The sequence below is a fragment of the Streptomyces prunicolor NBRC 13075 genome, assembly GCF_000367365.1.
In the GTDB taxonomy this organism is placed as follows: Bacteria; Actinomycetota; Actinomycetes; order Streptomycetales; family Streptomycetaceae; genus Streptomyces; species Streptomyces prunicolor.
The window spans coordinates 24,687-49,248 of record NZ_BARF01000103.1 but is presented as its reverse complement, the minus strand read 5'-3'; the positions used below and the strand labels follow the sequence as shown (position 1 = coordinate 49,248).

Annotated in this window: 15 protein-coding genes; 3 read left to right on the top strand and 12 right to left on the bottom strand. The window is 67.9% G+C overall.

The features are described from left to right. Positions 1-33: 33 nt before the first annotated feature. Positions 34-3,993: a bifunctional glycosyltransferase/CDP-glycerol:glycerophosphate glycerophosphotransferase gene (locus tag SPR02S_RS57600; protein ID WP_019063302.1), complete on the bottom strand. Its 3,960-nt coding sequence runs from the start codon at positions 3,991-3,993 to the stop codon at positions 34-36. A 377-nt stretch (positions 3,994-4,370) separates the two neighbouring features. Here SPR02S_RS57600 and SPR02S_RS43335 point away from each other — a divergent pair, with 377 nt between their 5' ends. Next, positions 4,371-5,456: an LCP family protein gene (locus tag SPR02S_RS43335; RefSeq protein WP_019063301.1), complete on the top strand. Its 1,086-nt coding sequence runs from the start codon at positions 4,371-4,373 to the stop codon at positions 5,454-5,456. A 34-nt stretch (positions 5,457-5,490) separates the two neighbouring features. On the opposite strand, the gene SPR02S_RS43330 is transcribed toward SPR02S_RS43335, so the two are convergent. Both SPR02S_RS43330 and SPR02S_RS43325 read right to left on the bottom strand, forming a co-directional pair. Beyond that, positions 5,491-6,606 (bottom strand): DUF8189 domain-containing protein, encoded by a 1,116-nt coding sequence (locus SPR02S_RS43330; RefSeq protein WP_019063300.1) that lies wholly within the window; start codon positions 6,604-6,606, stop codon positions 5,491-5,493. A gap of 119 nt (positions 6,607-6,725) precedes the next feature. Beyond that, positions 6,726-7,745, bottom strand: a complete 1,020-nt coding sequence (locus SPR02S_RS43325; RefSeq protein ID WP_019063299.1) for a PLL family lectin — start codon at positions 7,743-7,745, stop codon at positions 6,726-6,728. Between the two features lie 68 nt (positions 7,746-7,813). Here SPR02S_RS43325 and SPR02S_RS43320 point away from each other — a divergent pair, with 68 nt between their 5' ends. After that, positions 7,814-8,185: a PIN domain-containing protein gene (locus tag SPR02S_RS43320; RefSeq protein WP_019063298.1), complete on the top strand. Its 372-nt coding sequence runs from the start codon at positions 7,814-7,816 to the stop codon at positions 8,183-8,185. 143 nt (positions 8,186-8,328) lie between these two features. On the opposite strand, the gene SPR02S_RS43315 is transcribed toward SPR02S_RS43320, so the two are convergent. The 9 genes from SPR02S_RS43315 to ngcE form a co-directional block, all read right to left on the bottom strand. Beyond that, on the bottom strand, positions 8,329-9,852 hold the full coding sequence (locus SPR02S_RS43315) for an amino acid permease (protein ID WP_019063297.1): 1,524 nt from the start codon (positions 9,850-9,852) through the stop codon (positions 8,329-8,331). 148 nt (positions 9,853-10,000) lie between these two features. Further along, a complete protein-coding gene (gene dxs, locus SPR02S_RS43310; RefSeq protein WP_019063296.1) occupies positions 10,001-11,929 on the bottom strand; it encodes a 1-deoxy-D-xylulose-5-phosphate synthase in 1,929 nt (642 codons plus the stop codon). Between the two features lie 195 nt (positions 11,930-12,124). After that, positions 12,125-13,444, bottom strand: a complete 1,320-nt coding sequence (locus SPR02S_RS43305; RefSeq protein ID WP_019063295.1) for a sugar ABC transporter permease — start codon at positions 13,442-13,444, stop codon at positions 12,125-12,127. Continuing rightward, positions 13,441-14,229 carry an ATP-binding cassette domain-containing protein gene (locus tag SPR02S_RS43300; protein WP_019063294.1) on the bottom strand — a complete coding sequence of 263 codons (789 nt, stop codon included), beginning with the start codon at positions 14,227-14,229 and terminating at the stop codon, positions 13,441-13,443. The genes SPR02S_RS43305 and SPR02S_RS43300 overlap by 4 nt, the downstream gene beginning before the upstream one ends. Positions 14,230-14,438: 209 nt before the next feature. Next, entirely contained in the window at positions 14,439-15,533 is a 1,095-nt protein-coding gene (locus SPR02S_RS43295) for a sugar ABC transporter substrate-binding protein (RefSeq protein WP_026151402.1), read from the bottom strand. Between the two features lie 132 nt (positions 15,534-15,665). Then, positions 15,666-16,865, bottom strand: coding sequence for an ROK family transcriptional regulator (locus SPR02S_RS43290; protein ID WP_019063292.1), 1,200 nt, complete (start codon positions 16,863-16,865; stop codon positions 15,666-15,668). A gap of 182 nt (positions 16,866-17,047) precedes the next feature. Next, positions 17,048-17,968 (bottom strand): carbohydrate ABC transporter permease, encoded by a 921-nt coding sequence (locus SPR02S_RS43285; protein ID WP_019063291.1) that lies wholly within the window; start codon positions 17,966-17,968, stop codon positions 17,048-17,050. 4 nt (positions 17,969-17,972) lie between these two features. Further along, complete coding sequence (locus tag SPR02S_RS43280) at positions 17,973-18,899, bottom strand: carbohydrate ABC transporter permease (protein ID WP_019063290.1); 927 nt, start codon at positions 18,897-18,899, stop codon at positions 17,973-17,975. Positions 18,900-18,948: 49 nt separating this feature from the next. Continuing rightward, the gene (gene ngcE, locus SPR02S_RS43275) at positions 18,949-20,400 is read right to left on the bottom strand and encodes an N-acetylglucosamine/diacetylchitobiose ABC transporter substrate-binding protein (protein ID WP_019063289.1); all 1,452 of its coding nucleotides are present in this window, start codon (positions 20,398-20,400) and stop codon (positions 18,949-18,951) included. A 369-nt stretch (positions 20,401-20,769) separates the two neighbouring features. On the opposite strand from ngcE, the gene SPR02S_RS43270 reads away from it, so the two are divergent. Then, a complete protein-coding gene (locus SPR02S_RS43270; protein ID WP_019063288.1) occupies positions 20,770-24,561 on the top strand; it encodes a GH92 family glycosyl hydrolase in 3,792 nt (1,263 codons plus the stop codon). The last annotated feature ends 1 nt before the right edge of the window (position 24,562 follow it).

Genomic DNA, 24,562 nt, shown 5'->3' with positions numbered 1-24,562 from the left:
TGCTCCGTCATGAGGTGCCGTGCTCGGTCGCCGTCATACGACCACGCCCTCGACGACCCTTCCCGGGGGTGACGACTCGTCACGGGAACGATTCTGCTGTGCACCGGCGGGCGCGGCCGACTGCTGCGGCCGCACCATCCGCCGCTGCGGCCCGTCCGGTGCGCCACGGGAGACGAGGGTGTCGGCCGGCGCGGGCTGGGCGGGCAGCGCGTTCACGGACCCGGGGACCTCGGTGGCGGGCTGCGCCGGGTACCGCTGCGGGGTGAACCAGTGCTGGGCGTTCCAGCTGACCGGCGTGAGCGGACGGCCCGAGTGACTCGTGTCCAGGGAGCCGACAGCGGGCGCCCGCGCCTCCTCCTGGGCGAGGTCGCCGCCGGCGACCAGCATCCGGTCCGCCAGGCGTGCCGAGGCGTAGCCGTCGTCGAGGTCGCAGAACTCCCGCCGGAACCAGCGGTAGCGCTCGGCGTAGGCGTCCTGGATCCGGTCGATCTCCCGGATCGCGGTCACCAGGTCCTCGGAGGAGTACACCAGCGGGCCGGGCGCGCTGCGCTCGAAGTCGAAGTAGAAGCCGCGCAGGGTGTCCCGGTAGTGGTCCAGGTCATAGGTGAAGAAGAGGATCGGGCGCCCGGTGTTGACGTAGTCGAACATCAGGGACGAGTAGTCCGTGATCATCACGTCGGTGATCAGGGACAGATCGGCCATGTCCGGGTAGTCCGAGACGTCGAAGACGAAGCCGTCGCCGGCCCCCGGCACCGGGTCGACCACGTTGGGGTGGCGGCGGACCAGGAGCACATGGTCGGCGGCCAGGCGGGCCCGGGCGTCCGCGAGGTCGACGCGGAAGTCCAGCTTGTACTTGCCGGGCGCGTAGAACTGGTCGTCGCGCCAGGTGGGCGCGTACATCACGACCCGCTTGCCGTCGGGCAGGCCGATGCGTCGGCGGATCTCCCGCTCCTGCTGCTCCGTGTCGGGTCTGCGCAGGATGTCGTTGCGCGGGTAGCCGGACTCCACCATCTCGCCCGGGAATCCGAAGGCGCGCTTGAGGATCGGGGTGGAGAAGCTGTTGGGCGAGACCAGCATGTCCCAGTTCTGCACCTCCTTCTCGACCCGTTCCAGATAGCGCTGGTCCGCGAAGTGGATGGCCTCGATGTCATGGCCGATCTTCTTCAGCGGGGTGCCGTGCCAGGTCTGTACGACGATCTGACCGTCACGTTTCTGGAACCAGTCGGGCAGGTGGTTGTTGGCGACGATGTACCGGCTGGTGGCCAGCGCCTCGTACCACTGCGGCGACCACATGCGCACCGGGGTGGCGGTCGGGGGGACCTGGACCTGGTCGTCGCGGACGACGAAGAGGTGCTCGATGTCGACGCCCCGCCGCACCAGTTCCTCGTGCAGGGCGCGGGGGCTGTCGGAGTACTGGGTGCCCTTGAAGGCGTCGAAGAGGATCGCGGGGCGTACCTTCTTCCGCCGCGCGGCCGGGTAGGCCTTGGTGCGCAACAGCTTCTGGCGGTACGGGCCGCGCGCGTAGTCGGGCATGGCGGAGTGCACGAGGAGGGACAGCCGGTCGTAGGCCTCGGCCTGGAGTTCGTAGCGGCGCTCGTTCTCCTCGAAGTCCTGGGGGAAGGATGCGACGAGGGACTGCTCGATCTTCACCATGAGGTCTTCGAGGCGGTCCTCGCGGGCCACCGAGGACAGGTCCTGACGGCGCAGGAAGAAGTCCCAGCGCCCGGCGGCCAGCGGGATCTCGCCGGCCAGGGTCCGCATGGCCGCCGGTGACAGGACGGCGCGGAACGCGTTGCCGTCCCACTGGAGCGGTACGGTGCGTTCCGCCCCGTGCGCCCGCGAGCGCACCACGAGATGGGCGTCGCGGTACTCCCGCGCGGACAGCCGGTCGGCGGCCAGATAGCGGCCCGTGATCTGCAGTGAACCGTCCTCGCCCCAGGCGAAGTCGCTCGCCGTGGGCAGGGTCGCGCGCTCGAAGAGCACGAGGTAGCCGGAGCCGTTGCGGTGGACGACGACCTCGCGGTCGCCCTCGCGGGTCTGGAGCGCGGAGGGCATGCGGTAGTGCCCGTCGGGCGTCTCCTCCGCGACCACCGGATAGATGGTCATCTTCCGGCCCTCGACATGGAAGGTGGTCTTCCAGCCGTTGCTGCCCATGTCCCAGGATTGGGGCACGTCCGCCCCGGCCTGGGCCTCGGCTCGGTATCCCGGTATGAGGACGCGCAGCGGAACCCGGGCGGTGAACGTGCACCAGCCCTCGCCGCCGGCGCCGAAGTGGACCCGTGCGTCGTGCTCCCCGGTGCCGCTCATGCTGGTGACCCGGAGCTTGCCCCACTCGGGGACCTTGGACCCGAGATAGACGCCGTTCAGCTCCAGTTGGTCGCCGTTGACGCGGTGGCCGGTGATCCGGCAGCGCACGATCTCCACGCGTAGCTTGAGCTTGCCCTGGAGGAACACGGGCAGCACGCGGGTGTTCTTGTCGACGTAGCGGTACGGCGGGTTGGCGGCGGATCCGGCGCCGCCCCGGTCGATGCCCCGGTAGCGGAACAGGCCCCGGCTGAGCACCCCGGCGGCGACGTCCCAGGTGCCCTCGACCCACTGGCCCTTGCGCTTGAGCCGGGTGGTGTCGATCCTGGCCTCGAAGCCTGCCCAGTCGTAGCAGTAACGATTCTGGTTGGACTGCTCGGTGGCCTGCGGCGCGTAGGTGGTCTTCGCCGTGGTGATCACCATCCGCCCCTGCTTCTTGTTGCGCAGGGCGATGGCCTTCACCGACATGTGCTTCTTGTGCACGTTGATCAGACGGACATATGCCGAGCCCCTCAGGGTGAGCAGATGGCCGTTCGTGCTCCAGCGGGCCCCGCCGAGCGAGCCGTGCAGCGAGAACTCCTTGTCGAGCCGGTAGGCCTTCTTGTCGAGGCCGACCTCCCGGTCCCCGAGGTAGGGGTACTTGAGGTAGCGGTGGAACCGGCGCTGGACGGGCATCGGGCCGCCGCGCCGCTCGAACTGGATGACCTCCAGCAGCTCGGGCAGCCGTCCGTCGCGCACCAGGAGCCATTTGACCCGGGCGTCCGCCGGCAGCTCGTCGATGATGGTGGCGTCGGCCTCGTCGAGGAACTCGTTGGCCCACTCCATGAAGGCCTGCTGGTACTCCTCGTCCGCGTCCGGGAGGACCTTCAGATGCAGCATCAGGTCGGACTTGAGGCAGGCGAGGTCGTACTTGCGCTTGCTCTCCTCGTACAGCCGCGAGCGCCGTTCGGCCAGGAAGCGGCTGACGGACTGGACGGCGGCGACCCGGTCGCGCAGGTTGGACAGCTCGGTGTGGCGCTGGGTGATCGAGGGGGCCGCGCCGCCCTCGCGACGGCGCCAGTAGTAGACGATGTCGGTGATGACGTCGACCTTGGCGGCACGGAAGTGGGCGAACATGTTGACCCAGGAGTCCTCGTAGAGGACGCCTTCGGGGAACTCGATGAAGTGGTAGTCCCAGAAGGACCGCCGGAACAGCTTGTTCCAGACGGTGCGGTCGTAGATGAGCGCTTCGAATTTGGTGATGTGGGTGCCGCGCCGGTTCTTCTGCATCGGGGTCTTGTGCAGCGGTGACTGCCACTTCTTGGTGGAGTTCATCATCTGCACGTTGCCCGAGACGAAGTCCGAGCCGGACTCCTCCAGGGTGCGGACGAGCAGTTCGTAGGCGTACTCGGGAATGACGTCGTCGCCGTCGACGAACGCGACGAACTCCCCGCGCGGATGCATGGCCCGCAGGCCGGTGTTCCGGGCGTGCCCCGGCCCGTGCGACTCCTGGCGGATCAGTCTGAAGCGCGGGTCCGCCGCACAGAACTCGGCGACGATCTCCGTCGAACGGTCGGTGGAACCGTCGTCGACGAGGATCACCTCGAAGTCGCGGAACGACTGACGCGCGATCGACTCCAGACATTCCGCGAGATAAGACTCAACATCCTGAAAGGGAACGACAACACTGAGACGCGGATGATCCGCCAACTCCGACTCCTACCGAGACAATTCGCCCGCTGAGCTTGGTCGAGAAGCCCACTGCGGGCGGACACCCCCCTGACTCGGCACGCCCCCCAGCCCCATCGCTGGCACGCAACTGCCGCCCCTGTGACCTCGGACAGAGCCCCCTCCACCGGGAGCCACAGGATCCCCATATTCTTAACAGATACTAACCATGGGTCAAGGACAGGCCATGTGGCGTTCATCGCTACCTGAGGATCCGTACATCCCGGCTTAAAGCAGGGTCACGGGGATGCCTATAGTTCTGCCACTGCACTGCTCGTATCAGTTGGGCCGGAATCCCCCCTACCCGGGCCCCGCACCTCCGCGGAAGCGGAGCCCGTGAGGAGAGGAACCGCACCCCCATGTCACACAGCGCCACGACCGAGCCCCGGCGTGCCCGGAAGTCGACCGGCGGCCGGAGAGCCACCCCACCCCGCAAGAGACGCCGCGGGCGCGTCATCCTGGTGTCGTTGCTGGTCCTGGTGCTGGCGGCGGGCGGTACGGCCTACTGGCTCTACAGCGGAATCGACGGCAACATCAAGGGCGTCGACATCGACAAGGCGATCGGTGACGACCGTCCGGAGAAGCTGCCGACCTCGGGCCAGAACGTCCTGATACTGGGCTCCGACTCCCGCGCCGGCGCCAACGCGAAGCTGAACACGGGCAATGTCTCCGGCGCCCGATCGGACACCGCGCTGGTGATGCACATACCAGAGGGACGTAAGAAAGCGGTGGCGGTGAGCATCCCGCGCGACACCCTGGTGACCCGCCCGAAGTGCACAAAATCAAACGGCTCCTCGGTCGCGTCGGCGAAGCGCGTGATGTTCAACTCCATCTACTCCCAGGTCGGTCCGGCCTGTGTGGTGAAGACGGTGGAGCAGATGTCCGGGGTCCGCATGGACCACTACGTCGAGGTCGACTTCGCCGGCTTCAAGAACCTGGTGGACGCGATCGGCGGCGTGACCATCACCGTCGACCAGGACATCCACGACACCTCCAGCGGCCTGGACCTGACCAAGGGCACCCACAAGCTCAACGGCACCCAGTCCCTGCAGTTCGTCCGCACCCGGCACGGCATCGGCGACGGCAGCGACCTCGGCCGGATAGGTCTCCAGCAGCAGTTCATGCTCGCGCTGCTCACCGAGATCCAGAAGCAGGACCTGCTGGGCAGTCCGGTCAAGGCCTACAAGATCGCCGACGAGCTCACCGCCGCGCTGACCACCGACTCCGAACTCGCCTCGCTCACCAAGCTCGCGGAGTTCGGCCGCAGCCTGAACGGCGTCAACCCGTCCACCATGGAGACGATCATGCTCCCGGTGGCGTACGACAAGGTCGACCCGAACCGGGTGGTGGCCGCCGAGCCGCAGGCGAGCACACTCTGGAAGGCGGTCCGCAGCGACTCGACCATCCCCGAGTCGGCGAAGAAGTCACCGGCGACGGGCGGCTGAGCCGCCCGCGCGAGATCTGTACGGCGCGGACGGGTCAGAGTTCGGACCAGGGGCCCAGGCTCAGCCCCGTGCCCGGCTCCTGCCGGGCCACTCTCGGCCTGCCCTCGGGGTCGATCAGCGCCATGACCACCCGTCCGCGGCCGTCCCTGGCCAGCGCCGGCGAGCCCTCGCAGGGCTCGGTCAGCGCGTACCACCACAGGCCGTTGCCCTCGTCCCCGACACCGCCCACGCCGAACACCGCGTGTCCGTCGGGGTCCCGGTAGGCGAGGACGAGGCAGTCGTAGCCGTCCAGGGTCGTACGCAGCGTCGCGTACGGCCGCTGCGCCGGGGAGCCGCCCAGCGGCGTCGGCCAGCCGCCCGCCCGCCAGGAGACCGCGGCGCCGCTGTCGGCGTCGGTCCAGAAGAAGGTGGCCTGCTCCGGGCCGGTCTCCAACGCGGCGACGGTGCCCGGCGCGGGACGCAGCGCGAAGCCCCGCGGGCCCGTGAAGTCACCGCCTGCTTCGAGTTGGCGCCACACGAACACCCCGGTCTCGGCGTCGACGCACACCTCGATCCGCCCTCCGGCGAGGGCCACCGGCGCGGGCCACGGGCTGAGACCGACGCCCTGCAGGTTCTCCCAGGCCCGCCACTTGCCGTTCGGTGCCTCACGGCGCAGCACCAGACCGCCGTGCGCGCCCCGGGCGAAGACATGCACACTGCCGTCCGACGCGACCGCGCCCACCGGCGGGCCCAGCAGCAGCCCCTGCTCCCGGTCGGGGTGCGGGTTGCCCAGTGAGCGCCAGTCCGTGAAGGCGAGCCCCGTCTGGTACTGGATCGCGTGCACGACGTCCACCCGGCGAGCCCCGTCGGCGCCGACGCGCTCCCGGCGGCCGAGGAAGTGGACGTAGGAGTCGTCGCCCTGGACCACCGTCAGGTGGGTCAGCCCGGCCCCGGGCACGAGATGGGGTCCGTTCCAGTCGGCTCCGCCCACGGTGGTCTCGGTCCAGCGCAGCAGGCCGCCCTCGGTCGGTGCGTAGAGGCTGAGCCGGTCGTCCCTGCCGAGGGTCAGCCAGTCGCCGTGGGCGGCACCGGACGCGGCCGGTCCCGGGGTCCGCGCGCCCGCCGCGTCCGGAGGGACGGTGCCGACGGGACCTGACGACTTCTTCCGCATGGCCTGCCGCACTCCCCTGATGCCGACGCGTCATGCGTACGGATTGGCTGAAACACCGGTCATCATATGTTGCCCGCGGGCAGGTGCCCGGGCTCCGGTGCGGAGCCGTTCCCCGGTGATCAGACCTCCCGCCAGGCCCCCAGCGCCAGCCCTTCCTCGTCCTTCCGCCGCGTGAGCAGGAGCCGGCCGTCGGACGGGGACACCGTGGCGGCGGCGACCCGGTCGTCCTCGTCCAGGGTGAGGGAGACCTCGGCGTCCGCGGGGAGTTGGGGGCCCGACTCGGTCCACCAGGCGCCCGCCGACTCCTGCTCCGTGGGGTACGCGGCGAAGGCGACCCGGCCGCTGGCCGAGCGTTGCGCGAGCAACGTGCAGTCGTGGCCGTCGAGTTCGCAGCGGATCGCGGAGACCGGGCCGGGTCCTGCCGAGGGGAGGAGGGCGAGCGGCTTGGTGCCGGGGCGCCAGACGCAGAGGTCGCCGGAGTCGTCCGTGTAGAAGAGGGTGGTGTGCTCCGGCGAGGTGGCCAGGGCGCGGAGTGTGCCGGGGCGGATGCCGGACTCCATCGCCTCCTCCAACACCGGCTGTTCACCCGTCTCCTCCTGGCGCCAGTGCAGGATCGCGCCGGGTACCGCCGCGTACAGCTCGACCGTGCCGGACTCCCCCGTCACCGCCGCCAGGTCCTCATGAACGTCGCTCCCCTTGAGGTCGCGCCACGGTCCCCAGCCGCCCTTCTCCTTCTGGGCCAGCATGCTCGCGCCGCCCGCCGCGTTGCGCACGAAGACATGGGCGCGGCCCTCCGCGTCGACCGCGACCGCCGGTACGCCGGTGCGGTCGCCCGTCCTGTTCGGGTGGCCGATCGGATACCAGTCGAGGGCCGCGAGCCTGGGCCGGAAGTGCGTGGAGTGGACCAGCCCGGACTCGCCGGGCCGCGTGGGGCGCCAGGACACCAGGTGGGCGTAGCCGTCCGCGCCCTGTCCGACGGCGAGCAGCCCCGGGTGCAGCTTCTGGTCGCCGCCGACCTTGCGCGGGTCGCTCCAGAGGCCGCCGGGGCCGCGTTCCGCCCGGCACAGGACGGCGTCGCCCGAGGGCAGATACACACTGAGCCGGCCGTCACGGCCGCGCATGAGCCAGTCGCCGTTCACCGGTTCACTGTAATTGGGGCGGCCGCTGCCGCGCGGGGCGCCCCCGGCCCGCGTGCGACCCTTGCCCCATGGACGAGGACACTCCCCTGCTGGTGATCGTCGACGGCGCGAACGTCGTGGGCTCGGTGCCCGACGGCTGGTGGCGCGACCGCAAGGGTGCCGCCGAGCGCCTCCGCGACCGGCTCGCGAGCGACGGTCTGCCGGGCCGCACGGACCCCGTGGCACTCGTCCTCGTCGTGGAGGGCGCGGCCCGTGGCGTGGCGTCCGTCCCGGGCGTACGGGTGGACTCGGCACCCGGCAGCGGCGACGACCGCATGGTCGAACTGGTCGCCGAGGCCCACGGCCGCCCCTGCCTGGTGGTCACCGCGGACCGCGAACTGCGGCGCAGGGTCACGGAGTTGGGCGCGGAGGTCACCGGGCCGCGCAGCGTACGGGGCTGACCCGCATGCGACGAGGCCCGCAAACCCCCTCCACCGAGCGGAACTTACGATCCCGACGGCCGGCACGCGATACGGCCCCGCAAGTCCCCTCCAGCGAGCGGGGCTTACGGGCCGGACAACCAACTGGGTTGATCGCGAAGGAACTACGACGCGTTTCCGCTCGGCGGTGCCGTCGACTCGCGCGCCTCCGCCGCCTGTTGCAGGCCCAGGCGGCTGTGTGTGCGGCCGTAGAAGAAGTACACGGCGAAGCCGATCGCCATCCAGATGGCGAAGCGGAGCCAGGTCTCGGCGGGGAGGTTGAGCATCAGCCAGAGGGAGGCCAGGACCGAGACGATCGGGAGGGCCGGGACCAGGGGGGTGCGGAAGGCGCGGGGCAGGTCCGGGCGCTTGTTCCTGAGGATGACCACGCCGATCGCGACCACGATGAACGCGAACAGCGTGCCGATGTTGACCAGTTCGGCGAGTTCGCTGAGGCTCGTGAAGCCCGAGACGATCGCGATGATCACGCCGAGGAGGATGGTCGGGCGGTACGGGGTGCGGAAGCGCGGGTGGACGTGCGAGAAGAAGCGGGGCAGCAGGCCGTCGCGGCTCATCGCGAAGAAGACGCGGGCCTGGCCCAGCAGCAGGATCATGCACACCGTCGTCAGGCCGATCGCGGCGCCGAAGCTGATCAGGCCCGCGAACCACGGGTGGCCGGTGGCCTTGAACGCGTCGGCGAGCGGGGCGTCGATCGACAGTGAGCTGTACTTCTGCATGCCGGTCACGACGACCGCGACGGCGACGTAGAGCGTGGTGCAGATGACCAGCGAGCCGAGGATGCCGCGCGGCACGTCGCGCTTCGGGTTGCGGGTCTCCTCGGCGGCGGTGGCGACGACGTCGAAGCCGATGAAGGCGAAGAAGACCACGGACGCGGCGGTGAAGATGCCCATGACGCCGAAGTTGGAGGGCGCCCAGCCGAACATCAGCTGGATCAGCGGGGCTTTGAGGTTTCCGCCCGCCTCCACCGACTGTGCCTTGGGGATGAAGGGCTTGTAGTTGTCGCCCTTGATGAAGAAGGCGCCGGCGACGATCACCACGAGCACGACGGCGACCTTGATGGCGACGACGACGGAGGTGACCCGCGCGGAGAGCTTCATGCCGAGGACGAGGATCGCGGTGAGGACGAGCACGAGCGCGGCGGCGAGGATGTCGAAGCCGAAGCCGTGGGCGCCGTCCCGGCCGCTGAGCGCCTCGGGCAGGTGCCAGCCCGCGTTGTCCAGCAGCGAGTGGATGTAGCCGGACCAGCCGACGGCCACCACCGCCGTGCCGAGGGCGAGTTCGAGGACCAGGTCCCAGCCGATGGTCCAGGCGGGGAGTTCGCCGAGCGAGGCGTACGAGAAGGTGTACGCGGAGCCCGCGACCGGGACCGTGGACGCGAACTCGGCGTAGCAGAGCGCCGCGAGGGCACAGACGACGCCGGCCACGACGAAGGACAGGGCGACCGCTGGACCGGCGGTGTTCTTGGCGGCCGTGCCGGTGAGGACGAAGATACCGGTGCCGATGACGACGCCGACGCCGAACACGGTCAGATCCAGGGCCGAGAGAGACTTTCTGAGCGCGTGCTCCGGTTCCTCGGTGTCCTTGATGGACTGTTCGACTCTCTTCGTCCGGAAGAGTGTGCTGCTCACGGGTGTACCTCCCACGCTTGGCGTCCTCGACATGATCGAGAGGGGGCGTAGTGCGTATGCCCCGGCGCGAGGGGATTCACGCGAATGGGCCGCTTTCACCACTGCAAAGGGTGGTGGAAGCGGCCCGTTCAGCGGCGTTGACCGTGCCTCAGTCGCGTGCGGGCTCCACCGAGTCGACCTCCGCGGTGGGGCGGTCGAAGCGGCCGTCCAGCTTCGAGACCAGGCCGGTGACCTGGCGGGCGATGTCCGGCGCGGTGAGGCCGATCTCCGTCATCACCTCGGCGCGGGAGGCGTGGTCGAGGAAGCGCGGCGGGATGCCGAAGTCGCGCAGCGGAACATCCACGCCCGCGTCGCGCAACGCCTGCGCGATCGACGAACCGACGCCGCCGACACGGGAGTTGTCCTCGACGGTGACGACCACCCGGTGCTGCTCCGCGAGCGGGGCCATGGCCTCGTCGACGGGCTTGACCCAGCGCGGGTCGACGACGGTGGTGGTGATGCCCTGCTTGTCGAGCAGGGCGGCGATCTCCAGGCACATGGGCGCCAGGGCGCCGACCGAGACCAGCAGGACGTCCGGTGCGTCGGTGCCGGGCGCGCGCAGCACGTCCATGCCGCCGATCCGGCCCACGGCGGGTACGGCGGGTCCGACCGCGCCCTTGGAGAAGCGGACGACCGTCGGCGCGTCCTCGACCTGGACGGCCTCGCGCAGCTGGGCGCGGACCTGGTCGGCGTCGCGGGGTGCGGCGAGCCGGAGGCCCGGGACGACCTGGAGGATCGACATGTCCCACATGCCGTTGTGGGAGGCGCCGTCGGTGCCGGTGACGCCGGCCCGGTCCAGGACGAAGGTCACCCCGCACTTGTGCAGGGCCACGTCCATCAGCACCTGGTCGAAGGCGCGGTTGAGGAAGGTGGCGTAGACGGCGAAGACGGGGTGCAGTCCCCCGGTGGCGAGGCCGGCCGCGGAGACGGCTGCGTGCTGCTCGGCGATGCCGACGTCGTAGATGCGGTCCGGGAAGGCGTCGGCGAACTTCTTCAGGCCGACGGGCTGGAGCATCGCGGCGGTGATCGCGACGATGTCCTCGCGCTCCTGGCCCAGGGCGACCATCTCGTCGCCGAAGACGGAGGTCCAGTCGGCGCCGGAGGCCTTGATGGGCAGGCCGGTGTCGGGGTGGATGGGGCTGATGCCGTGGAAGCGGTCGGCCTCGTCCTGGAGGGCGGGCTGGTAGCCGCGGCCCTTCTCGGTGAGGCAGTGCACGATGACGGGCCCGCCGAAGCGCTTGGCGCGGGCGAGCGCGGACTCCAGGGCGTCGATGTCGTGGCCGTCGACCGGGCCGACGTACTTCAGACCGAGGTCCTCGAACATGCCCTGCGGGGCGATGAAGTCCTTCAGGCCCTTCTTCGCGCCGTGCAGCGTCTCGTAGAGGGGCTTGCCGACGACCGGAGTGCGCTCCAGGAGGTCCTTGCCGCGGGCCAGGAAGCGCTCGTAGCCGTCGGTGGTCCGCAGGGTCGCCAGGTGGTTCGCGAGGCCGCCGATGGTCGGTGCGTAGGAGCGCTCGTTGTCGTTGACGACGATGACGAGCGGGCGGTCCTTGGCGTCGGCGATGTTGTTCAGCGCCTCCCAGGCCATACCGCCGGTCAGCGCGCCGTCACCGATCACCGCGACCACGTGGTCGTCGCGTTTGAGGACCTGGTTGGCCTTGGCGAGGCCGTCGGCCCAGCCGAGGACCGTCGAGGCGTGCGAGTTCTCGATGACGTCGTGCTCGGACTCGGCCTGCGAGGGGTAGCCGGAGAGGCCGCCCTTCATCTTCAGCTTCGAGAAGTCCTGGCGGCCGGTGAGCAGCTTGTGGACGTAGGACTGGTGGCCGGTGTCGAACAGCACCCGGTCCTTCGGCGACTCGAAGACGCGGTGCAGGGCGATGGTCAGCTCGACCACACCGAGGTTCGGGCCGAGGTGGCCGCCGGTCTTGGAGACGGCGTCGACGAGGAAGGTCCGGATCTCCCCGGCCAGCTGGTCCAGCTGCTCCAGGCTGAGCCGGTCCAGATCGCGCGGTCCCCTGATGCGGGTCAGCAGCGGCACCCGTGCCTCCTTGCGAGTAGAGCTGATCGAGCTGTTGCCGGGCTTGTCGAGTCTAATGTTCCGCCTTTGCGGACGGCGCCCGGGCTCTGCGTCATACGTCACGCGATCGGCTGTACCCACGAACAGCCTTTCCTACGACATGACTGTGCCCGGCACCGTGTTCGGTACCGGGCACAGTCTGCGCGAAGGGGCGGGTCAGCCGCGACCGGACGCCTTCTGGCTCTTGCGGGACACCGAGTCGATGACGACCGCGCCGAGCAGAACGCCGCCGGTGATCATGTACTGGATCGACGTGTTCATGTTGAGCAGGTCGAGGCCGGTCTGGATCGACTGGATGACGAGCATGCCCAGGAGGGCGGACCAGACGGTGCCGCGACCGCCGAAGAGGCTCGTACCGCCGATGACCGCGGCCGCGATGGCCAGCATCAGGGTGTTGCCGCCGCCGGCGTTGAGCGTGGCGCTCTGGGTCTGACCGGCGAAGAACATACCGCCGACCGCCGCGAAGCCGCCGGAGATGGCGAACACGGTGATCCGGATCATGGACACGTTGATACCGGCACGACGCGCGGCCTCGATGCCACCGCCGACCGCGAAGACCTTACGGCCGTACGGGGTACGACGGAGGACGAAGTCCACGATCACCAGGGACGCGAGGAAGATCACCAGGGAGTTGGAGACACCGGCCGAGGAGTTCAGCACGTACGCGGTGACGAACGCGGCCACGGCGAGCAGACCGACCCGCAGCCCGATCTCGCTGGTGGGCCGGAACGGCACCCCGGCGGCCTTGCGGCGACGCTGCTCGACGAGCGAGCCGTAGGCCAGGGAGGCGACGCCGAGCGCGGCCAGGATGTAGGCACCGGCGATCGACTGGTCCATGAAGAAGGAGCCCTGGCCGAGCAGGTGCACCGGACCCTGGTCCGGGATGTTGATGGTGCCGCTCGAACCGAGCAGCCACAGCATCAGACCGTTCCAGCCTAGGAAGCCGGCGAGTGTGACGACGAACGCCGGTACGCCGATCCTCGCGAAGAAGAAGCCGTGCAGCGCGCCGATTCCGATACCCGTGATGATCGTCAGGACCAGCGCCAGCCAGCCGTTCATCCCGTGGTTGACCACGAAGACGGCGAACAGGGTGGACGCCAGACCGCTGACCGAGCCGACGGACAGGTCGATCTCGCCGAGCAGCAGCACGAAGACCAGGCCGATGGCGAGCATGCCGGTGGCCGACAGGTAGTAGCTGATGTTGGACAGGTTGTCCGCGCTCAGGAACCGGCTGTTCTGCGCCTGGAAGATGATGCCGATGACGATCAGGCCGGCGACGACCGGCAGCGAGCCGAGTTCACCGCCCTTGACCTTGCGCTTGAACTCGGTGATGTAGCCCTTGTAGCCCTCTTCGCGGACCAGCAGACGCGGGTCGACGACGGTGGCGGACGCGGCCGCCGCCGTGGGGTCCTCCGCGGGCGCGGCGTTGGCCGTGGCCACCGCGTCCTTCTTCACGGTGTCTGACGTGTCGCTCACTTTGCCGCCTCCGTGCTGCGCACCGCACGACGGGTCACGGCGTTGTCCGTGGCACCGGTGATCGCGGCGATGATCGTTTCCTGACTGGTGTCCTTCACCGGGAAGGAGCCGTTGTTCTTGCCCAGGCGCAGCACGTTGACGGTGTCGGCGACCGCCTTGACGTCGGCCATGTTGTGGCTGATGAGGATGACGCCGAGGTTGCGCTCGCGCAGCCGCTCGACCAGGTCGAGGACCTGTGCGGTCTGCTCGACACCCAGGGCGGCGGTGGGCTCGTCGAGGATGACGACCTTGGGGTCACCGATCAGCGCGCGGGCGATGGCGACGACCTGTCGCTGACCACCGGAGAGGCTGGCGATCGGGATGCGCACGCTCGGGATGCGGATGGAGAGCGTGCTCAGCAGCTCACGGGAGTTCTTCTCCATCGTGACCTCGTCGATGACCCCGTGGCGCAGCAGCTCACGTCCGAGGTAGAGGTTGCCGACGACATCGAGGTTGTCGCACAGCGCGAGGTCCTGGTAGACCGTCGCGACGCCGAGTCCCTGGGCGTCGTGCGGCTTGTTGATGCTGACCGGGTTGCCCTCCCACTCGATGACTCCCTCATCGATGGGATGCACCCCGGCGATGGTCTTCACCAGGGTGGACTTTCCTGCGCCGTTGTCGCCGACCAGTGCGACGACTTCTCCGGCGTGGACCTCCAGCTCTACTTCGGTGAGGGCCTGCACCGCACCGAATCGCTTGGAGACTCCGCGCAACGCCAGCACGGGCGTAGCGGACACGTTGACCATCTCCTTCGCCGCCTGACCGGCGGGGATGCCGCGCTTGTCAAAAGCCGCGGAGGGTTGTGCCTAGGCACAGATTTACAAGATGAACATGCGCGCGGCCGGTGCCAGTTGGCAACGGCTGCGTCCGCACGGGTTCCGATCGGCGCCCGCCCCACAGCGGGGTTGGAAGGTGGGGCGGACGCCGAAGGGGGTCTGTCACCGCTGGGCGGTGATTACTGGAGACCGGCCGCCTTGCACGCCGCGGCGTAGTCGGCGGTGCAGATCTGCGCGACGGTGTAGAGACCGTCCTTGATGACCGTGTCCTTGATGTTGGCCTTGGTGACCGACACCGGGGTCAGCAGCTGCGAGGGCACCTTGTTGCCGGAGCCGCTGGTCTGGGTCGTGGTGGCGAGCGAGGAGATGCTCTTGTTCTGCGCCAGGTCGACGGCGAGCGTGGCGGCCGCCTCGGCCTCCGGCTTGAAGGCCTTGTAGACGGTGCTGGACTGGGTACCGGCGACGATGCGCTGGATACCGGCGAGCTCCGCGTCCTGACCCGTCAGCGGGATGCTGCCGATCTTGGCGCCCTTGAGGACGGTGGCGATGCCGCCGGCCATGCCGTCGTTGGCGGAGTAGACGCCCGCGATGTTCTTGGCACCGAGCTGGGTGATGGCCGCGGACATCTTCTGCCCCGCGACGCTGTCCTTCCAGAGGCCGGACTGCTCGTAGGCGATGTCGACCTTGCCGTCGAGGGCCTCGTGGGCGCCCTTCTTGAACTGCGCGGCGTTCGGGTCGGCGTCGTCACCGTTGATCATGACGATCTTGGACGACTTGGTGGCCTTCGAGCCCAGCGAGGTGAGGAGCGCCTCGCCCTGGAGCTTGCCGACCTGGACGTTGTCGAAGGAGACGTACGCGGAGACCGGGCCCTGGGCCAGCCGGTCGTACGCGACGACCTTGATGCCCTTGTCCACGGCCTGCTGGATCGAGGACTTGATCGCGGCGGAGTCCTGCGCGCTGACCACGATCACCTTGACGCCCTTGGTGATCATGCTGCTGACCTGCTGGGCCTGGGTGGCCGCGCTGGCGTTCGCGTTGTTGTACTCGACGGTGCAGCCGGAGCAGAGCTCCTTCACCTTCGCCTCGAAGTACGGCTTGTCGAACTTCTCGTACCGAGTGGTGACGCTGTCGGGCAGGAGCAGACCGATCTTGGCGGTGGTGCCGCCCGCGGAGCTGGAGCTGCTGTCGGACTTCTTGTCGTCGCCCGCCTTGCCACAGGCGGCCATCGAAACGGCCATCGTGGTGGCGATCACTGCAACGGCGGCACGACGCATGCGCGTGTTCACTTTGAAACCTCCCTGACGAGGCCGCGTCGTTGCGGCCGAGGTGGCTGGAAGTCAACTCGGCCGCGCGTTCGGCGTCAAGAAGTAAATACTTAACGAGATGGCAACGGCGTCGTGCGTTCTCTAAGTGAAGACAGGTGTCGCTGCGGTCAGCGACCCGTCCAAAAGGGTCGAATCGCCCATCTCGCTGAGTGCGAGAGCGAGCGCTCCGAGCACTTCCGCACGGCCTCCAAGTGCCCCCGGGAGAACGGAAAGTTGACGCGCCGCACTGGGGATCGCGTAGCGGCCGACAGACTCCCTGATCGGCCCGAGCACCAGCTCACCGGCCTCGGCGAGATCGCCACCGAGGACCACCCTGCTCGGGTTCAGCAAATTGCAGAGATTGGCGACTCCACTGCCGATGTGGCGGCCGACGTCGGCGATCACCCGACGACAACCAGGGTCCCCGTCCCGCGCCAGCCGCACGACTCCCTCCATGGTCAGGTCGGTCCCGTGACTGGACTGGAGGAGCGGCAGCACATAGCGCGCCGCCGTGAAGGTCTCCAGGCAGCCCCGGTTTCCGCAGCGGCAGACAGGGCCGGACTCATCAAGAGTAATATGCCCGATTTCTCCCGCTGTGCCACCCGGGCCCCGGTAGATCTTGCCGTTGATGACCAGTCCGGCGCCGACCCCGCTCGCGACCTTGATGTACGCCAGGTCCCTGACGCCCCGCCCACTGCCCCAGACCAGCTCACCGAGGGCGCCGAGGTTCGCGTCGTTGTCCACGTGCACCGGTACGCCCAAACGGCTGCCCAGCTCCTCCGCGGGTCTGGTGCCGGTCCAGCCCGGGAGGATCGCGGTGGAGCCCAGGGTGCCCGACTCCACGTCGATCGGGCCGGGCACGCCGAGGCCCACCCCGGCGATCTTGGAGCGGTCCACTCCGGTCGCCGTGATCAGCCGGTTGACCAGCTCTTCCGCCCGGTCGAACCCCTGCGTCGAGGAGGCGTCCACATCGACGGGCTCGGACTCCTCGGCCAGCACCTGGTGGGCGAGATTCCCGACCGCGACGCGCAAATGCGTGTGCCCGAAGTCGACGCCGATGACGATGCCGGCGTCCCCGCTCAGCGAGACGCTGCGGGCCCTGCGGCCGCCCGCCGAGGTGGGCGTGACCTCGACCGTTCCGCCGTCCTTGAGTTCGCGCACGATGTTGGAGACCGTCGCGGCCGACAGGCCCGTCGTCCTCGCGATCTCCGCCTGCGTCAGCGACCCGGCCAACCGCACCGCTCGCACGACCCGTTCGAGATTGGCTCGGTGCAGTGACGACTGCGACCCCGGAGTCTCCACGACGACCTCCTGCGCGCGGGACCGCATCGATGAGGCCCCGTCTATGTCCAACTAGTGAACTCTAAGCTGAGCTGTTCGGGTCGCCTCCCGTCAAGAGGTTGAACCGCATCCGGGTACTTGCACACATGCGTGCAGGCCGCTCCGGAGGCCCGGAGCGGCACACACGATTCAGGGGCGGGTCGCTACTTGAGCGCCCCCGCGGTGAGGCCCTGTACCACCTGACGCTGGAAGACGATGTAGGCGGCGAGCACCGGCAGCATGGCCATCACCAGACCGGCGAAGAGCCCGGACCAGTCGCCCTTGTAGCCCTGGCTGGCGGCGAGCTGCACCAGGCCCTGGGTGAGGACCCGCTTGTCCGGGTCGGTGTTCAGGACCGTCGGCAGCATGTACTGGTTCCACTGGCCCAGGAAGTTGAAGATCCCCACGCTGATCAGGCCCGGCTTGGCCATCGGCAGCATGATCTGGAAGAACGTCCGGGTGTGCGAGGCCCCGTCCACGAACGCCGCCTCCGCCACCGAGGTGGGCAGCGTGCGGAAGAACGCGGTCAGGAAGAAGACCGTGAACGGCAGCGAGTACGCGATGTAGACCAGGATCAGACCGTGGATCGTGTTCAGCAGTCCCATGTTGTTGACGACGTAGAACAGCGGGACCAGGGCGAGCATGATCGGGAAACTCATGCCGCCGATGAACAGGAAGTAGATGAAGCGGTTGCCCGGGAAGTCGAACCGGGCGAGCACGTACGCGGCCATCGAACCGAGCACCAGCGTGCCGATGAGTGAACCACCCACCACCAGAATGGTGTTGAAGAAGTAGTCGCTCATGTTGGCGTCGGTCCAGGCCCGCGCCCAGTTGTCGAAGTGCAGTTTGTCCGGCAGTGCCCAGGGCGAGCTGAAGATCGCGCTGTCGCTCTTGAAGGACGTCATCACCGCCCACACGAGCGGCAGGACGACCATGAACGCCCACAGGATGAGCATGCCGTGCGAGAAGACGCTGAGGACTCTGCCCTCTTTCTTCTTCCGCTTCGGCGAATTTCCGGGCGGTGTGTCGACCTTGGCGACGGGGACACCGGACTCGGCTGGCACGGGGGGCTCGGTCGTCTTCATGTGATCAGAACTCCAGCCGCTCACGACGGCCCAGTCGCATCACAATGGCGGCGAAGGCCAGCGTGACGACGAGCAGGGCGACGCCGATGGTGGTCGCGTAGGCGGCCTGTCCGTCCCGGAACGCCTTCTGGTACACGTACAGGACCAGGACGGTGGTCGAGTAGTCGGGACCGCCGGGACCGGTCGTCATGATCTGTACGACCGCGAACGACTCGGCGCCCAGCGCGAGGATGCCCATGTAGACCCAGCCGGACATCACGGTGTCCCACAGCAGCGGCAGGGTGAGGCGGAAGAACGTGGTCATCCGGTTGGCGCCGTCGAGCAGCGCCGCCTCGTACAACTCCGCCGGAATGGACGCCATACCCGCGGAGAAGAGGACCACGAAGAACCCGACCGAGGACCAGACGAGGACCGCCATCACACACCACAGGGCGAGGCTCGGATCACCGAGCCACAGCGGCTGGACGCTGTCGAGCCCGATCCCGCGGAGCAGGGAGTTGATCGCGCCGCTGTCCGGGTTGTACGCGAAGGCGAACAACAGGGCGACGATCGCGATCGACAGAACCTGCGGGAAGAAATAGACGATCTTGTAGAAGGAGGAGCCGCGGACGCCCGAGATCACCGGGCCGCCCGCCCGGCGCCGTCCACCCACGTTGATCATGAATGCGAAGAACAGCGCCAGACTGATCGTCACCAGCGGCAGCACCAACGCGAACAAGAGACTGTGCTGCAACGACTTCCAGAAGATCTCGTCGTGGAACATTCTCTTGTAGTTGTCGAAGCCGACCATTTTGAATTCCGGGCTCAGCCCCGTCCAGTCCGTGAACGAATAGTAGATGGACTGGATGAACGGCCATACGACGAAGAGCGCGTACAGCCCGAGGGGAACCGTCAGGAACCCCACGATGAACCGGTACTTGCCGTGCTGCATTGCTACCGACCCCGTTCTCTGGGCGGGCGCCGCCGCTGGTGACGGATCCTCACTGGTGCTTGTAGTGCTTGATCGACGTGTCCTTGGCGGTCGCGTCGGCGTAGCCCTGGATCTTCTTGATGGTCTCCGCCGGGGTGGCCCGGCCGGCCATCATCTCGCCGAGGCCCGCCACGCCGATCTGCTCCTTCTGCAACTGCACGTACCAGTCCTGGAGACGCGGGTTCAAGACGTTGGCACCGGCCAGCTTCAGCGCCGCCACACCGGACGTGAGGCCCGGCGTGAGGGTGATCCCGGTGGTGCCGCCGTTGTACGCGGTCAGCGACTTCACCTTGCTGGTGAAGTTCTTCGAGGAGGCCTCGCTGAGCATGATGCGCAGCTGCTCCATGCCGCCCGCCGCGTTCGCCCCCTTGGCCGGGACGATGAAGGGTTCACCGCCGGACGCCCAGATGGTGCCGAAGGGCAGCTTGTCGGAGCTGTCGATGCCGGTCGGCGCGGAGACCGCGAGGTTGAAGTCCTTGGGGATGACGTTGGCCGACTCGTTCTCCACCCAGGAGCCGTTCGGGATGAACAGCGCCTTGCCCTGGGCCCACGCGGTCTGCGACTGGATGTGGTCGATGCCAGGCGTGCCCTTGAGGATGTAGCCCTTCTTGAAGAGCTCGTAGTAGGCCTCGAAACAGGCCTTGACGGCAGGGTGCTTCCAGGCGTTCGGCTCCAGGTTGTCGATCGCGTCGAGGACCTCACGGCCGCCGACCTTGCCGATCATCGGGTAGAGCGAGAAGGGAAGGTAGTACGGGTACTTGCCCGCGTACGTCCAGCCCGCCATGCCCTTCTTCTTGGCCTTCGCACAGACCGCGAGCATCTGGTCCCAGGTCTCGGGGTACTTCTCGTCGAGCGAGTCCAGGGCCTTCTGCGAGTACCAGACGCCGTACACCGTGTAGGCGTAGTACATGATCCAGACCGGGTCGCCGTCGAGCTGGCCCATCTCGACGATGCCGGGCCGCAGGGTGTCGCGGACCTTCTTCGACGGGTCGTCGTAGGAGGGGGCGTCCAGCAGCGGGGTGAGGTCGGTGAGCTGCTTCTTGCTGGCCAGGACGCCCATGTCCATCTGCTCGGCACCCGAGTTGTCGATCAGGTCGGGCGGGGTGCCCTGGTTGAAGCGGGGCTGCAGCGTCGACTGGATCTTCTGCGTGGCGGAGAACTTGACCTTCGCCTTGGGGAAGTCCTTCTCGTAGATCTTTACGGCGTCCTCGGCGTACTCCTTTCCGAAACCGCCGTCGAAGAGCACGAACTCCATCGGCGCGGTGGCGTTCACCGCGAGGGGGTTCTTGGCGGTCTTCGTGCCCGCCGTGGCCTTCTTGTCCGAGCCGCTGTCGCTGCTCGCGCACGCGGACAGGAAACTCATCGTGGGTACGGAGATCAGACCGAGTGCGGCCGACCTCTTGATCAGGTCACGGCGGCCGACGCCATTGGAACCGTTGTTCTCGGCGGAAGTGGATCCCATGCTCAAGTCCTCGCCTTCAACAGGACTCAGGCGGTGAACCGGATCCTCCCCGGCACCGCGGTCAGGTCGAGCTTGGTCGTGCAGAGGTACTTCGTGCGTGCTGCTGTGAGAGCGGTGTCGAACGCGACAGGTATAGTCCACTTCCCGCCGACAGAGCAAGATCGAATGCAGGGTAGGTTGTCGGTCTTTTCCGAAGTGAGACCTCGCGGAAATATGAACGCCCTGTGCGTTCGATGACGGAGAAATCCGCGTTATTGCCCTCGAATGCCTCACTCAACACCCTTGACATCCCTGGCCACTTGACTCCCTACTGTTGCTTGCGCGTCGAATCTGACAACGTTGTCCAGCGTGCAGGGAGGATGCCCTCGTATGCATCACAGATGGTGGGGTACGGCGGTCGTGTCGACCGCCGCACTGGCTTTGCTCGTGGGTTCGCAGGGGGTGACGGTCGCCCTGCCCGCAAAGGCCCCGACCGGCGGGGAGTTCGCCTCCTCGTTCGAGTCGGGAGATCCGGCACCGGACTGGCTGAACACGGTCGACACCGCGCCGGACGGCACCAAGCGTGCCTCGGGTGTCGACGGAGGCTACAGCACCGGCATCCCGGGAAATGTGACCGATCATGTCACCGACGTCCGGGCCAGCTCCGAGAACACCGGCGGCGGCGAGGTGAAGGAGAACCTCGTCGACGGCGAGTCCGGCACCAAGTGGCTGACGTTCGCGTCCACGGGCTGGGTCGAGTTCGACCTCGACAAGCCGGCCAAAATAGTGACGTACGCCCTGACTTCGGCGAACGACTTCGCCGAACGCGATCCGAAGGACTGGACGCTGTCGGGCTCGACGGACGGCAAGGACTGGAAGACCCTGGACACCCGCTCCGGCGAGTCCTTCGCCGACCGGTTCCAGACGAAGTCGTACGACCTCGCCGAGCCGGCCGAGTACCAGCACTTCCGGCTCGACATCACGAAGAACAACGGCGCGAGCGGCATCCTTCAGCTCGCCGACGTCCAGTTCTCGACGGGCGGGACCACCGCGCCCATCCCCGAGGACATGCTCTCGCTGGTCGACCGGGGCCCCAGCGGCTCCCCCACCGCCAAGGCGGGCGCCGGCTTCACCGGGAAGCGCGCACTGCGCTACGCGGGCCGTCACACGGCCACGGGACGGGCGTACTCGTACAACAAGGTCTTCGACGTGAACGTGCCGGTCGGCAAGGACACGGCGCTGTCGTACAAGATCTTCCCGCAGATGTCCGACGGCGATCTCGACTACGACGCCACGAACGTCTCCGTCGACTTGGCCTTCACGGACGGCACCTATCTCAGTGATCTCGGCGCGACGGACTCGCACGGCTTCGCGCTGACTCCGCAGGGGCAGGGCGCGGCGAAGATCCTCTACGTCAACCAGTGGAACAACGTCCTCTCGCGGATCGGTTCGGTCGCGGCCGGGAAGACCGTCGACCGGATCCTGCTGGACTACGACTCCCCCAGCGGGCCGGCGAAGTTCCGCGGCTGGCTGGACGACGTGAGCCTCAAGTCGGTCGCGCCGGAGAAGCCGAAGGCGCATCTGTCCGACTACGCGCTGACGACTCGGGGCACCAACTCCAGCGGCAGCTTCTCGCGCGGCAACAACTTCCCCGCCGCGGCGCTGCCACACGGCTTCAACTTCTGGACCCCGGTGACGAATTCGTCGTCGCTGAGCTGGCTCTACGACTACGCACGCGCGAACAACGACGACAACCTGCCGACGCTCCAGGCGCTCAGCCTGAGCCATGAGCCCAGCCCCTGGATGGGCGACCGGCAGACCTTCCAGGTGATGCCGTCGGCAGCCTCGGGCACCCCCAACACCTCTCCCACGGCACGGGAGTTGGCGTTCAAGCACGAGAACGAGACCGCGCGCCCGTACTACTACGGCGTCACGTTCGAGAACGGTCTCAAGGCCGAGATGGCCCCGACCGACCACGCGGCCTCACTGCGCTTCACCTACCCCGGCGACGACGCGAGCGTCATCTTCGACAACGTCACCGAGCAGGCGGGCCTGACCCTCGACAAGACCAACGGGACCGTCACCGGCTACTCGGACGTCAAGTCCGGGCTGTCCACCGGCGCTACGCGGCTCTTCGTCTACGGCACGTTCGACGCGCCGGTGACGGACGGCTCCTCCAGCGGAGTCAAGGGCTATCTGAAGTTCAAGCCGGGCGCCGACCACACGGTCACCCTGCGCCTGGCCACCTCGCTGATCAGCGTCGACCAGGCGAAGGACAACCTGCGCCAGGAGATCCCGGACGGCACCTCCTTCGACACGGTCAAGAAGCAGGCCCAGAAGGTGTGGGACAAGCTGCTCGGCAAGGTCGAGGTGGAGGGCGCCACGCCGGACCAGCTGACGACGCTGTACTCCAGCATGTACCGGCTGTACCTGTACCCCAACTCCGGCTTCGAGAAGGTCGGTTCGACGTACCAGTACGCGTCGCCGTTCTCCCCGATGACGAGCCAGGACACCCCGACCCACACCGGCGCGAAGATCGTCGACGGCAAGGTGTACGTCAACAACGGCTTCTGGGACACGTATCGGACGACCTGGCCGGCCTACTCGTTCCTGACGCCCAGTCAGGCGGGTGAGATGGTCGACGGGTTCGTGCAGCAGTACAAGGACGGCGGCTGGACCTCGCGCTGGTCCTCGCCCGGCTACGCGGACCTGATGACCGGCACGTCCTCGGACGTGGCGTTCGCGGACGCGTACGTCAAGGGCGTGAAGTTCGACGCCAAGTCGGCCTACGACGCGGCCGTGAAGAACGCGACCGTCGTCCCGCCCGCGTCCGGTGTGGGCCGCAAGGGCATGACCACCTCGCCCTTCCTCGGCTACACCAGCACCGACACCGGTGAGGGCTTCTCCTGGGCGATGGAGGGCTACAACAACGACTACGGCATCGCGCAGATGGGTCTGGCCCTCTACAAGAAGACCGGCGAGAAGCACTACAAGGAGGAGTCCGAGTACTTCCTCAACCGGGCCCAGGACTATGTGAACCTGTTCGACAAGCAGGCCGGGTTCTTCCAGGGCAAGGACGCCAAGGGCAACTGGCGGGTGGACTCGGCGAGTTACGACCCGAAGATCTGGGGCTACGACTACACGGAGACCGACGGCTGGGGCTACGCCTTCACCGCCCCGCAGGACAGCCGCGGCCTCGCCAACCTCTACGGCGGCCAGCAGGCCCTCGGCGACAAGCTCGACCAGTACTTCAGCACCCCGGAGACCGCTTCACCCACCAACGCCGGTTCCTACGGCGGTGTCATCCACGAGATGACGGAGGCACGGGACGTCCGCATGGGCCAGTACGGCCACTCCAACCAGGTCGCCCACCACGTCACGTACATGTACGACGCGGCCGGTGAGCCCTGGAAGGCGCAGAAGGACGTGCGGGAGGTGCTGTCGCGGCTGTACACCGGCAGCGAGATCGGGCAGGGCTACCACGGTGACGAGGACAACGGCGAGCAGTCGGCCTGGTACCTCTTCTCCGCGCTCGGCTTCTACCCGCTGGTGATGGGCAGCGGCGAATACGCCATCGGCTCCCCGCTGTTCACCAAGGCGACCGTGCACTTGGAGAACGGCAAGGACCTGGTCGTCAAGGCGCCGAAGAACAGCACGAAGAACATCTACGTGCAGGGTCTGAAGGTCAACGGCCAGAACTGGACGAAGACTTCACTCCCCCACTCGCTGCTGGAGAAGGGCGGAGTGCTGGACTTCTCCATGGGCTCCAAGCCCTCGTCGTGGGGCAGCGGCAAGAACGCGGCGCCGGTGTCGATCACCAAGAACGACAAGGTGCCGACACCCCGCAGCGACCAACTCGCCGGTGTCGGCGCCCTGTTCGACAACACGTCGGCCACGAGCGCGACGGTGACCTCGGTGGACCTGCCGATCGCCAAGGCCACCAAGGGCATCCAGTACACGCTCACGTCGTCTGCGGACCACACGCAGGCACCGACCGGCTGGACCCTGCAGGGCTCTGCCGACGGCACCACGTGGAAGACGCTCGACAAGCGCTCCGGCGAGTCCTTCACCTGGGACAAGCAGACGCGCGTCTTCTCGGTCAAGTCACCGGGCTCGTACGCGCGTTACCGCCTGGTACTGGACAGTTCCGCGACGCTCGCGGAAGTGGAACTGCTGGCCTGAG

Bases quoted from the DNA above. Each gene is read 5' to 3' on its own strand.
- SPR02S_RS43320 (WP_019063298.1), top strand. From the start codon at position 7,814: ATGGACGAGGACACTCCCCTGCTGGTGATCGTCGACGGCGCGAACGTC.
- SPR02S_RS43270 (WP_019063288.1), top strand. From the start codon at position 20,770: ATGCATCACAGATGGTGGGGTACGGCGGTCGTGTCGACCGCCGCACTG.
- SPR02S_RS43330 (WP_019063300.1), bottom strand. From the start codon at position 6,606: ATGCGGAAGAAGTCGTCAGGTCCCGTCGGCACCGTCCCTCCGGACGCG.
- ngcE (WP_019063289.1), bottom strand. From the start codon at position 20,400: ATGGGATCCACTTCCGCCGAGAACAACGGTTCCAATGGCGTCGGCCGC.
- SPR02S_RS43280 (WP_019063290.1), bottom strand. From the start codon at position 18,899: ATGCAGCACGGCAAGTACCGGTTCATCGTGGGGTTCCTGACGGTTCCC.
- SPR02S_RS43300 (WP_019063294.1), bottom strand. From the start codon at position 14,229: ATGGTCAACGTGTCCGCTACGCCCGTGCTGGCGTTGCGCGGAGTCTCC.
- SPR02S_RS43295 (WP_026151402.1), bottom strand. From the start codon at position 15,533: ATGCGTCGTGCCGCCGTTGCAGTGATCGCCACCACGATGGCCGTTTCG.
- SPR02S_RS43335 (WP_019063301.1), top strand. From the start codon at position 4,371: ATGTCACACAGCGCCACGACCGAGCCCCGGCGTGCCCGGAAGTCGACC.
- SPR02S_RS43285 (WP_019063291.1), bottom strand. From the start codon at position 17,968: ATGAAGACGACCGAGCCCCCCGTGCCAGCCGAGTCCGGTGTCCCCGTC.